Raw genomic sequence first — 11,762 nt, forward strand, 5'->3', positions numbered from 1 at the left:
AGCCATCCCTGCGTTTTGGTTTATGCAGGGATGTGCGATGACCAATAGGGATTTATAGGGCGCGATTTAGACCGTTGGGTGATGAGGTTATGCAAAAAAGAGGAATGTGATTTTCTCAGACCAATTCTGCGTCCCGCAGCAATCGCGTATCCAGCCCGAACCGTTCCTGAGAGACCATCCTGAATTGCCCCTCCGCCAGATCGCAGCTCACCAGCAAGTTCCACGAATGCCGGGTGGCTGCCGAGGGGATCAGTACGAACGGATGCTGGGCGAGCAAAGCATCGGCAAAATCCTGCTGGTTGGGCGACGCCTGTGCCGGGCTCATCCAGTAGGGGTTTGGCAGTTCCTCGGGTTGCACGATTTTCACAAGTGCCTCACTGAGCACCTCAAAGCACGTCAGCACATAGGGACTTCTATCCAGTGCGTTAAAGCTACCATGAGCTGCCACCTCCAGAATGGCGGTAGAGGGATCGATCGAGGCATAGACGACACGCCGGCCGGGCCGGTTCCATCGGCCACCCTGCAGTTCCGAACCAATTCCGCTGTCCCAGGTGCATCGATAAACCTCCGGGTCCAGCCGCCACGCATACCAACGGTCGTCCCAAGGCAACGGGTTCATTGATAAACCCCGTATTTGATTCGGTGCAGATACGCATCGACCGATTGATACCCCAAAGAACTCTCAATCAATGCGACGGGCCTGTAACCGTTTAACCATTTGGTTGCCTTGTTCAACCATTCCTCGGCGCTCGACTGATCGTGGAACACCTCGATGGCGGACTCCAGAGTGTGCGCATACTGGAAGGCGATCATGCTCTGCTGGCGGCTCAGGCGCGTAGGCTCGTCGCTGTTAAGCAAGCGCCGTACGGTTCTGACGGACCTTCCGGTGATGAGCTGCACAAGTTCGCTCTCCCGGTATAGCTCGGACGTTGAAATCATGTTCACAACGTCGCGCAGATCAAAGCCTTCCAGCGCATAACGGATGATGTACATGGTGTCTCTGTCCCATATCCGGCCACGCAGCAACACCTCCACGGGTTTTCCCTCGACCTTCGTCAGACCGGTAAGTCTGGGTGCTTTCGTCTGGGGCACTGGAGCACCCTCCGTAGGGCACCTGGCGTGATCGGCACGCCAGAAATCACGAGGGGAATAAGCAGAGTTTTCGTGCTCGAGATGTGCGGTTCGCATAATCCATCCAATGTCAGGGGCCCGAGCGTTCAGGCCGGTCAGTGACTTCATGTCACGACCGATGCTATAGGCCCCGCTTCCGACGGCCAACCTTAAAAAGTCGTCGGAAATATCCCCGTTTTCGCGCAAAGTCCGGCAACTTCCGTAGGACGCTGCCGGGCGTCTTTCCGCTCTCAACTGCCAAAGTGATAACTCACATCCAGCCACCACTGCCGCCCATACGGGTCGTAGTTGCCGGTCGGGTAATACGGCCAGCCGGCCGAGTCGTCATGTTTGACCTGATTGAGCACGTTGTTCACGGTCAGCCCGACACTCGCCCGGTCGTTCAAGCGATAGCGCGCACTGGCGTTGAACACCGTCCACGGTGACAGACGCCCGTCGCCCGCGCCGTTGGTGACGGAGCCATAACGGATGCCCATCAGGGTCGCCGTGGCCTTCTGATAATCCCAGGTCAGGCTGGCGTTGACCTTGCTGCGCCAGTCGTAGTTGCTGCGCGAAGTGCGCAAGTCCTGGGTCGGGGCTTCGTCCGATTCCTTGTAGAAATGCGACAGCACCAGGGTGTATCCCAGCGCCGAACTGAACGCTCCGTACTGCCCGGCGCCCCAGCGAATGTTGCTCTTGAAGTCCAGACCACTGACTCGCTCGCTGGCGGCGTTGATCGCGTTGACCCGTACCCGCTGCAACTGGTTGGGATCGATGGCAGCATTGCCGGGATTGCGATCGACGCGTGCCAGGGTGGACTGACAGTTGGCCGAGTTGATGTCCTGAGTGCCGTTGCGGCATTCGTTCTCCTCCTGCAACAGGCGGTTTTCGTCGACGGTGGTCAGCAGGTCGTCGATTTCCACGCGCCAGAAGTCGGTGGAGAAATCGAAATTGCGTGACGGCGACCAGACAAACCCGTAAGTCCAGGATTTTCCGCGTTCGGATGCCAGATCCGCCGTGCCGCTCTGGGTGTAGTCGACCCGCCCGCGATCACAGGCACCCTCCACACGCTGGCTGCAACCGTAGTAATCGATCTGCGCCGGGTAGTAGCCGTTGCTGTCGGACTGGTAGATGTAGTTCAGGTCCGGCGCGCGAAAACTGGTGCCGTAACTGCCGCGCAGCAACAGGCTGGTGATCGGCCGCCACTCCAGGCCGAGGTTGTAGGTTTTCTGCTGCTCGGTGCGACCGCTGAATTTGTATTGGTCCCAGCGCCCCGCCGCCGTCGCCAGCACGGTGTCTGTAACCGGAATACTGAACTCGCCACCGGCCGCGTATCGCTTGCGCGAACCACCGGAGCTTTGCGCCGGGCTCACGCCATAAAAACTGCCCTCGTTGAGACTGTCGTCCGGGTCGATGCGGTATTCCTGTTTGCCCGCTTCCAGTACGCCGGCAAATCCGACCGGCCCGGCCGGCAGGTCAAACAGATCGCCATTGACCGAGGCGTTGTAGCTGGTGGACACCGACTTGCTGCTCTGGGTCAGATTGCCGCGAAACTGCTGCCATTCCTGCGGTGTGAGCGGTCGATCAAGACGTGAAGCATCTGGAGAGAACACCGGGTAGCCGCCGCGTGTGCCGAGCTGCGGGCCCAAGTAGAAATCCTGGATCGACGACAGTGGTGTGTAGCGTGTGGTGCGCACGCTTTTGTATTCCGAGCGATTGGCCGCCAGATCATAGTGCCAGCCAGTGTCAGCGATCTTGTCCGACAGCCCCAGCGTGCCGGTCCACGAGGTGTCGCGCCATTTGCTGTTGTTGCTGGTGCGCCCGCCGATTTCTTCTTCACCGAAGCGCCGATACCACCGCTCCAGATTGCCGCTGTTCTGGTTGATGAAGTCCGGCGACGTGAAGGTCGGGCCACGGGTGTTGTTCTGAATGTGATCGAGGCCATACATCAGGTCGGCAAAGACCTGGCCGCTGTCGCTGAAATGCCAGGTGCCGCGGGTGTAGCCGTCGTAGTTTTCCTTTTGCGTCTGGATCGTCCAGTAATCGTTGTACATCTGGTCGGTGCGGCAACGCCCGCCGTTGTTGAACAGTTTGTTGTCGAACGTGCCTTGATAAGCGCCGCAGCCTGGTCCCAGGTACCGGTTATTGCTCAGGTCGCGACGGTAACCGACATCCGCCAGCGGCCCGCTCTGCATGAAGCCACGGTCATCGGCCCAGATCGGATCGCGATTGGTCAGTTCAAGCCCGAACAGGCCGTCGAAGTCACCCCAACTGCCGCCGCCGCTGATCTGCAAGCGCTGGTTGTCACCACCGCCGCGTTCGCTGGTGCCGCCCTTGAGGTTGACGTCGACGCCATTCATTTTGTCCTTGAGGATGATGTTCACCACCCCCGCAATCGCATCCGAACCGTAGATCGCCGAGGCGCCGCTGCTGAGGATTTCGATGCGGTCGATGATTGCCGAGGGAATGTTTGCCAGGTTGGTGAAGTTGACCTTGCCGTCGTACGGCGTCGGGTAATCGGCGACCCGCCGGCCATTGATCAGCACCAGTGTGTGATTCGGACCCAGCCCTCGCAGGTTGAGGGCGCTGGCGGCCGGTTGCCATGTGTTGCCGTAGTCTTCGCCCTGGGTCATGCCGGTGTTCTGGGTTTGCGTGGCGAGCGCGTCGTAGACGTTCTTGTAGCCCCGCGCTTCCATTTCTTCGTGGGTGATGACGTTGACCGGGGTCGCGCCATCGGACTGGGCGCGGGCGATGCGCGAGCCGGTGACCGTGACCTTTTCCATGCGGTAATCGGCGCTGCTGGCGGGCACCACGGCGGCAGCCTTGACCGGTGCGGCGCTTGGCGCATCGGCCTGACGAATGCTCAAACCCTGAGTACCCTGCTCGACTTGCAGACCGCTGCCGAGCAGCGCCTTCTCCACCGCCTGCCGGCCGCCCAACGCACCGCGCACTGCACTGCTGCGCTTGCTCTGCACCAGATTCTGGCTGAAAGAAATCGGCACGCCTGTCTGGCGCGAAATGTCCAGCAGCACCTCGTCGAGCGCACCTGGAGCGATGTCGAAAGTGAACACTTGAGTGGCGGCGTCTTGCGCCAGAACGGCCGAAGGCACGATGCCCATCGCCAGCGCGGCGGCCAGCGTCAGGCGGGTTGACTGTTGTTTGAATGAGAACATCGAGGGGCTTCCCTGTTGAAGGCGTCTGCAGGGAATGAGCAGCGGGCCGGCGCTTTTTATAGGGGGGCGGATAGACCGGGAAGTTATGGTTTTATAACCGGGCGTCGATGCTCACCCAGTACGGGTTGTGCCAGGTGACGCGAATCGGCAGCGAGCGTTCGAGCAATTGCAAGGTGCGGTCGCTGTCGTCCAGCGGATAGAGGCCGCTGAGGCGCAGACCCGCAACTTCCGGGCTGAGGTGCAGAATCCCGCGACGATAGCTGCGCAGGCTGTCGATGACTTCGCTCAAGGGGCGGTCGCGCACTTCGAGTCGCCCTTGTACCCAGGCGCTTTCCTGTCCTTTGCTGCGTTCCAGAGCGAGGATTTCCCGTTCGTTGAACAACAGGCTTTCGCCCGCCTCCACCACTTGCCGCGCGCCGCCGGCAGTGACCACTTCGACCTGCGAATGCAGCATCACCAGCCGCGTCGAATCCTCAGCGCGCTGCACCAGGAATTTCGTACCGAGGGCGCGCATCCGCCCGTGTCCGGTTTCGACCACAAACGGCCGGGCCGGATTTTTCGCCACATCGACCAGCAGTTCCCCGCTGCGCAAGGCCAGCAGACGCTCTGCGCTGTCGAATCGCGGCACCACGCGGCTGCGGGCGTTCAGCATCAAGGTACTGCCATCTTCCAGCGTGAATTCACGTCGCTCGCCTGTTCCGGTCGACAACTCGCCGGCCTCGGGCAACCAGCCATAACGTCGCCCGAGCAACCCGGTCAACACCGCGAGGCCGAGCACGCTCAGGCTGCCGCTGATGAATCGACGACGGCTGCTGGAGGGCGCATTCAGGCTGTGCAGCACACTCTCACGGGGCAGCCCGCGCAGGTTCGCATGGCGCAACAGGCTCAGCCCGCCGCCCATTTGTTCGATGATCTGCTGATGCCGTGGATCCGCTGCACGCCAGGCGTCGAAGGCTGCGCGCTCTTGCAGGCTGACATCCCCCGATTGCAACAACGCCATCCATTGCGCTGCCTCATCGATCAGCGTTTCGTCCGGCCTCATGCCTGCATCGCCTGATAGCAACGTTTGAAGGCTTCGACCATGTACTGCTGCACCCGACTGGTGGAGACGCCGAGGCGTTCGCCGATTTCGCTGTAGGTCAGGCCATCGAGCTGATGGTAGAGAAACGCAGCCTTGGCCTTGGCTGACAAGCCATTGAGCAGGCGATCCACCGCCAGCAGCGCTTCGATCACCAGTTCCCGTTCCTCGGGTGACGGATGCACCGGCTCGGGCGCCAACGCCAGGCTTTGCAGATAGGCGCGTTCCAGATCCTGCCGGCGCCAGCCTTCGTAGACCAGACGCCGGGCAATCGTGGTCAACAGCGCACGGGGCTCGCGAATGGCCAGCGGATCGGGCAATGCCAGCACCCGCAGAAAGGTTTCCGAAGCAATGTCCTGTGCGCTGTGCGGGCAGCCGAGGGTACGGCTGACGGCGGCGCATAACCATCGGTAGTCCTTTTGGAACATTTGCCCGATGAGCTGGTAATGCGGGTTGTGACTCCCCATGCCTTACTCCCTCAAAACGGGCTCCACCCGCTGCGAAAATCCATGGATACGCCAGGATCGTCCGGCGTTGATCAGGGCTGCGACTGTGCAATAGCGTCGCGGACATTTGAAGTAATAAAAAATCAGGATATGCAAACCATTGAGCATAAGACGCTTTGTCGCCACGGCAACATTGGCTGACACAACGTTGATCTCGATCAGTGGCGCCCGCCGCGCCTCTCTCTAACCTTGCGCCTCCATCGATAGCCACGGACGGCTCACCGGAGCCTGCGGCTGACCTTTCAAGGAAGAGCAATCATGCGATCACTCAACATCATTCTTTTGTCTTCGGCGTTCAACGGTCTGACCCAACGTGCCTGGCTGGAGCTGCGTCAGGCGGGCCATTCGCCGAGCGTGGTGCTGTTCACCGATGAAGCCGCCGTGTGCGAACAGATCGAAAACAGCGGCGCCGATCTGGTGATCTGCCCGTTCCTCAAGGACCGTGTGCCCCATGCGCTGTGGAGCAACCTGCAACGCCCGGTGGTGATCATTCACCCCGGCATCGTCGGTGATCGCGGCGCCAGCGCGCTGGACTGGGCGATCATGCGCGAGCTGCCGTCCTGGGGCGTGACCGCCCTGCAAGCGGTGGAAGAAATGGACGCCGGCCCGGTCTGGGCCACCTGCGAATTCAACCTGCCAGCAGGCCTGCGCAAATCCGAGCTGTACAACGGCCGGGTCAGCGACGCGGCGATCCGTTGCATCCGCGAAGTGGTGGAAAAATTCATCGACGGCTTCGTCCCGGCACCCCTGGATTACACCGATCCCAAAGTTCGCGGCAGCCTGCAACCGAACATGAAGCAGGACGACCGCACCTTCAGCTGGCACGACTGCTCGCGCTTCATCAAACGCTGCATCGACGCGGCGGACGGCCAGCCCGGCGTGCTCGCCAGCCTCGCGGGCGGCCAGTATTACGTGTATGACGCGCACCTCGATCAGCGCACCGGCATCCCCGGCGAGATCCTCGCGGTACACGACGACGCCGTGCTGGTGGCGACCGGTGATCACAGCCTCTGGATCGGCTCGCTGCGACGTAAACCGCAACCGGGCGAAGAAACCTTCAAGCGTCCGGCGCGGCATGTGCTGGCCGGACAACTCTCGCAAGTACCAGTGCTGGATTGGTCGATTGCCAACGCACCGTTCAGCGATGAGGCGTATCAGCCGATCTGCTATCGGGAATCCGGGCGGGTCGGCGAGCTGACGCTGGAGTTCTACAACGGCGCCATGAGCACCGAGCAATGCCAACGCATGGTCGAAGCGCTGCGCTGGGCCAAGTCCCGCGACACCCAGGTGTTGCTGGTCAAGGGCGGGCGCGGCAGCTTTTCCAACGGTGTGCATTTGAATGTGATTCAGGCTGCCGAAGATCCGGGCGCCGAGGCCTGGGCCAATATCCAGGCCATCGACGATGTCTGCGCAGAATTGCTCAGTGCACGGCAACTGGTGGTCAGCGGGGTCACCGGCAATGCCGGTGCCGGCGGTGTGATGCTCGCCCTGGCGGCTGACATCGTATTCGCCCGCGCCGACATCGTGCTCAACCCGCATTACAAGAGCATGGGCCTGTACGGCTCGGAATACTGGACCTACAGCCTGCCCCGCGCCGTCGGCCCGGCAATGGCCGAACAATTGACCCAGGCCTGTCTACCGGTCAGCGCTGCCCAGGCGTTGCAACTGGGCATGGTCCAGGAAATCGGCCCGCGCTGCCCGGACGAATTCGGTTTGTGGTTGCTGCAACGGGCCAATTCGGTACTGACCGATCCGACGTATGCAGCGGTGCGTGAGCGCAAGCTGCGGGTCGATCATGAGTTGATCCGCCAATGCCGCGATAGCGAGCTGCAAGAGATGCAGGAAGACATGCTGTACAACCGCAATCAGTTTGCCGAGAAGTGCCGCAATTTCGTGTACAAGCGCAAGACGTGCTGCACGCCGGCGCGGTTGGTGGAGGACTGGGCGCGGGTGCGTGAGGCTGAGTTGGCCGGTTGAATCCCGATGCAGGTTCGCGATTGCACGATGACGTGATCGCGAACCTGCACCTACAATGCCGACACCTCAATCTCCGGCCCGCCCATGGACATCGACCTCGCCCGCACCTTTCTGGAAATCGTCCGCCACGGCAGCCTCGCGGCGGCGGCGGAAAAGCTGTTCGTCACCCAGACCGCGATCACCGCCCGCGTACAAAAACTCGAAAGCCAGTTGGGCAGCACGCTGTTCGTGCGCAACCGAGCCGGTGCGCGGCTGACTGCCAATGGCGAGGCGTTCGTGGTCTACGCCAATCAACTGGTGCAGACCTGGGAAGCCGCGCGCCGCGACCTGCCGCTGCCCGAGGGCTACGACAACGTGCTGCACATCGGTGGCGAGGTCAGCCTGTGCAACCCGTTGATGCTCAGCTGGGCCGCCGAACTGCGCGAGAAGATCCCCAGCCATGCCCTGCGCATGGACATCCGCGACGGCGAGAACCTGCTGCGTCAACTGGAGCTCGGCGTGCTCGACGCGGCGCTGGTCTATCAGCCGGAATACTGGCCGGGCCTGCAGGTCGAGCAAGTGCTGGAAGAGAAACTGATTCTGGTCCGGACACCCAACCGCCCCGCTCCCTACGTGTACATCGACTGGGGCACCGACTTCCGCCGTCAGCACGATGCTGCATTGCCGGAAAAAGCCAAGGCCGCCCTGAGCTTCAACCTCGGCCCGCTGGCCCTGCAATACATTCTGGAGAACGGCGGCAGCGGCTATTTCCGCACCCGTGTCGTTCGCACCTACCTGGAAAGCGGCGCCCTGGAAGTCGTGACCAAGGCTCCGGAATTCGGTTATCCAACCTACCTCGTCTATTCCCGCGACCGTGATTCGGCGACCCTGCAACAGGCGTTCGATCTGCTGCGCGAAGTGATCAAGGCCGATGACGACTGGTCCCAGCGCTGGAACCCGTTGAGCTGACGACCGCTATGCACCGGAGCATGGCAGTTGTGACCTCAAGGTAGACCCTGCACAAACGGCGGGATCGGCTAATCTGCCGGGATAACGACAATATCCGCAGGTGACCGCAGTGAGGCAGACCACCGAGGCATTTCGCAGCCGCTATCGCGCGGCGATTCATCCGCTGTACAACCCATGGCTGCACGGTGCGTTCGTGCTGCTGTTCGGCGTACTGGCCGTCGGCGCGTTCTGGAGCAGCGTGCAGCAGGTGCGTCCGCTGGAATGGCTGGCGGTGCCGCTGACCTTGCTGTTCTTCAATTTCGGTGTGTACGTGGTGCACCGCCACCTCGGGCATCACAAAAAAGCCTTCGCCAAAATGTTCTACGCCCGCCATGCCGGCGACCATCACAGCTTCTTCACCCCCGGCCACATGACCTGGGACAGTGCCCGCGACTGGCGGGTGATCCTGTTTCCGGCGTGGCTGATCGTGGTGCACACGCTGGTGATCACCCTGCCCCTGTGGTGGCTGTTCGCACAGGTCAACGCCAACGTCGCCGGGCTGTTCGGTGGCTGCATGGTGCTGGGCTACCTCACCTATGAAGTGTTTCACGCCTGCGAGCACTTGCCGGAAAAGCATCCGCTGAGCCGTCTGCCGTGGATTCGCCAGATGCGCCGTCTGCACGAATTGCATCACCGTCGTGAACGCATGCAGGAGCGCAATTTCAACATCGTCCTGCCGTTGATGGATTACCTGTTCGGCACCCTCTACTGGGAGCCGGAACCCGTCCCCCTCACCGATTCGAGAACGCCCATGACCCGCATGCAGCATCCGATCGACATCGCCGGCGAGCCGATTGCCGTCCTCGCCTACGCCGCCACGGTCAGCCGCTGGCCGGAGTGGCACCCTTCCTCACTGAAAATCGACGGCCCTGCCGGCCCGTTGCATGCCGGCGCGCGTTTTGAGGAAGACATTCATGCCGGTGGCCGCGAAGGCCATTTGAGCTGGGAAGTCACTGAATACCTGCCGGGCAGGCGCTGGTGTGCCCGGGCTCAGGGCGATCATGGGCTGTCATTGCATCTGACCTACGAATGTTCGGCCGCAGGCGAAGGCACGGCCTTCGTACGTACTCTGGATTACCGCTTCGAAAGTCTGGGTATGCGCATCGCCAATCAGCTGTTGCTCAAACGGCGCATCGAACGTGAATCGGCGGCCTCGATGCTGGCCCTGCGCGACAGGGCGACCCGGCATCTGGCACTCGCGGGGGCTCACGTGTGAAGCTGCGCCATCTGATCCTGCTGCTGGTGATTTTGATTCTGGCCTTCCTGTTGCTGATGCCGACCAAAGTCGAGCCCGTGGCGTGGAAGCCGCAAACAGCGCCGTCGCTGACCGAAGGGGTCTACGCGGACAATCAACGCCTCAAAAGCGCGAAGCAGGTCGGTCCGGGCAATATCGAAGGCCCTGAAGCGCTACTGCTGGAAGAGGACTTTCTGATCACCGGCCTGCACGACGGGCGCCTGCTGCGCACCAGCCTCGACGGCCAGCAGCGTCAGGTACTTGCCGATACTGGCGGGCGTCCGCTGGGCCTGGCACGGCATCCCAATGGTTTGCTGGTGATTGCCGACGGGGTCAAGGGCTTGCTGTCCCTGGATGCCCAAGGACGGCTGACCGCGCTGACCACTGAAGCCAATGGCCTGAAGTTCGGTTTCACCGACGATGTGGCCATCGACAAGTCCGGGCATTACGCCTATTTCAGCGATGCCAGCAGTCGTTGGGGTTACGGTCATGACGGCGAGGCGATCATCGAGCATGGCGGTGACGGGCGTCTGCTGCGCTATGACTTCCAGACCGGCAAGACCAGCGTCCTGCTCGACAAGCTGGAGTTCGCCAATGGCGTGACCCTCGGCCCGGAAGACGCCTATGTGCTGGTCAATGAAACCGGCGCCTATCGCATCAGCCGCTACTGGCTGACCGGGCCAAAGGCCGGCACCCATGACCTGTTCATCGACAACCTGCCGGGGCTGCCGGACAACCTCGCCTTCAATGGCCGGGACCGTTTCTGGGTGGCGCTGTACACGCCGCGCAATCCCCTGCTCGATGGCACCGCCGGGCATCCGTTCGTGCGCAAGATGATCGTCCGGGCGATGACCGTCGTGCCCAAACCGGTGGAGAAACGCGGGTTTGTGCTGGGGCTGGATCTGGACGGCAAGGTCATCGCGAATTTACAGGATGCGAGCGACGGCAATTACTCGCCGATCACCACGGCGCGCGAATATGGCGACTGGTTGTATTTCGGCTCGCTGAAAGCCACGCACATGGCGCGGATGCCGTTGGAGGCGGCCTTGAAGTGAGGCCGGGGTTCTGTATTGAATCGAATGGCCCTATCGCCAGCAGGCTGGCTCCCACGGTGGATTGCATTCCAGATGTGGGAGCCAGCCTGCTGGCGATGGCGGACGGTCAGTTGCTGGACCGATCGAACTTGTCCGGATCTTCATCCTCCGGCACCTCGTCGTCCTTCCGCTTTTCTTCCGGATGGCGGACGGTATGTGCTGGACTGTTGGGCTCGGGATGGGTGGGAACCGGGTCGAATGCGCCCTGCTCTTCACTAGGAAATTTGGGATCTTTCATAAGGCACCTCGCAAAGAGTCGCTAAGTGAAGACTCTGTACATTCGAGGTGCCGGTCGTGGCTGTCGTTCCAGTCGTGCCAGCCCCGAAAGTCGATGGCGCGACTGACGGTCAGGTTCGAGCCTGCAATTGCTCGACGATCTTGTCTTTGACCTGCAAGCGTTTTTCTTTGAGTTTCTTCAGTGCGTCATCACTGGGCGCATCCGAGGCTGCCGTCTCGGCCTTGACGACCTCGGCGTCCGCCTGGGAGTACTTGTTGATCAGTGCGTCCAGATGTGGATCCTCGGTGCGTCGTTGCTGGATCTCTTCCTTCGTAAGCTTCAAGTCCTGATACAGGTCATGGGTCACCGGCATGGAACACCTCCGT

At 61.5% G+C, this 11,762-nt stretch carries 11 protein-coding genes; 4 read left to right on the top strand and 7 right to left on the bottom strand.

The genetic code is table 11. The features are described from left to right. Window positions 1-115 precede the first annotated feature (115 nt). The 5 genes from M5B44_RS23380 to M5B44_RS23400 all read right to left on the bottom strand — a co-directional run bounded on the left by M5B44_RS23380 (window position 116) and on the right by M5B44_RS23400 (window position 5,828). On the bottom strand, window positions 116-619 hold the full coding sequence (locus M5B44_RS23380) for an RES family NAD+ phosphorylase (protein ID WP_248740636.1): 504 nt from the start codon (window positions 617-619) through the stop codon (window positions 116-118). Then, window positions 616-993 carry an antitoxin Xre/MbcA/ParS toxin-binding domain-containing protein gene (locus tag M5B44_RS23385; RefSeq protein ID WP_318653957.1) on the bottom strand — a complete coding sequence of 126 codons (378 nt, stop codon included), beginning with the start codon at window positions 991-993 and terminating at the stop codon, window positions 616-618. Before M5B44_RS23385 ends, M5B44_RS23380 begins: the two co-directional genes overlap by 4 nt. A gap of 368 nt (window positions 994-1,361) precedes the next feature. Further along, on the bottom strand, window positions 1,362-4,283 hold the full coding sequence (locus M5B44_RS23390) for a TonB-dependent receptor (RefSeq protein WP_248740638.1): 2,922 nt from the start codon (window positions 4,281-4,283) through the stop codon (window positions 1,362-1,364). A 91-nt stretch (window positions 4,284-4,374) separates the two neighbouring features. Beyond that, window positions 4,375-5,325, bottom strand: a complete 951-nt coding sequence (locus M5B44_RS23395; RefSeq protein WP_248740639.1) for a FecR domain-containing protein — start codon at window positions 5,323-5,325, stop codon at window positions 4,375-4,377. Then, window positions 5,322-5,828 (bottom strand): sigma-70 family RNA polymerase sigma factor, encoded by a 507-nt coding sequence (locus tag M5B44_RS23400; RefSeq protein ID WP_085710106.1) that lies wholly within the window; start codon window positions 5,826-5,828, stop codon window positions 5,322-5,324. The genes M5B44_RS23395 and M5B44_RS23400 overlap by 4 nt, the downstream gene beginning before the upstream one ends. Before the next feature lie 297 nt (window positions 5,829-6,125). Between M5B44_RS23400 and M5B44_RS23405 the strand changes: the two genes are divergently transcribed. The 4 genes from M5B44_RS23405 (at window position 6,126) to M5B44_RS23420 (ending at window position 11,120) form a co-directional block, all read left to right on the top strand. Then, window positions 6,126-7,844, top strand: a complete 1,719-nt coding sequence (locus M5B44_RS23405) for a hydrogenase maturation protein (RefSeq protein ID WP_248740640.1) — start codon at window positions 6,126-6,128, stop codon at window positions 7,842-7,844. Between the two features lie 84 nt (window positions 7,845-7,928). Beyond that, window positions 7,929-8,792, top strand: coding sequence for a LysR family transcriptional regulator (locus M5B44_RS23410; protein WP_085710108.1), 864 nt, complete (start codon window positions 7,929-7,931; stop codon window positions 8,790-8,792). A 109-nt stretch (window positions 8,793-8,901) separates the two neighbouring features. Continuing rightward, window positions 8,902-10,047, top strand: coding sequence for a sterol desaturase/SRPBCC family protein (locus M5B44_RS23415; RefSeq protein ID WP_248740641.1), 1,146 nt, complete (start codon window positions 8,902-8,904; stop codon window positions 10,045-10,047). 56 nt (window positions 10,048-10,103) lie between these two features. Beyond that, window positions 10,104-11,120, top strand: coding sequence for an SMP-30/gluconolactonase/LRE family protein (locus M5B44_RS23420; RefSeq protein WP_263860277.1), 1,017 nt, complete (start codon window positions 10,104-10,106; stop codon window positions 11,118-11,120). A 106-nt stretch (window positions 11,121-11,226) separates the two neighbouring features. Here M5B44_RS23420 and M5B44_RS23425 read toward each other — a convergent pair whose 3' ends face one another. Next, window positions 11,227-11,397, bottom strand: a complete 171-nt coding sequence (locus M5B44_RS23425; protein WP_167443776.1) for a hypothetical protein — start codon at window positions 11,395-11,397, stop codon at window positions 11,227-11,229. A 109-nt stretch (window positions 11,398-11,506) separates the two neighbouring features. After that, window positions 11,507-11,749: a YdcH family protein gene (locus M5B44_RS23430; RefSeq protein ID WP_085710111.1), complete on the bottom strand. Its 243-nt coding sequence runs from the start codon at window positions 11,747-11,749 to the stop codon at window positions 11,507-11,509. Window positions 11,750-11,762: the final 13 nt, after the last annotated feature.

The sequence above is a fragment of the Pseudomonas sp. MWU12-2029 genome (assembly GCF_023242425.1).
Taxonomy (GTDB): Bacteria; Pseudomonadota; Gammaproteobacteria; order Pseudomonadales; family Pseudomonadaceae; genus Aquipseudomonas; species Aquipseudomonas kribbensis.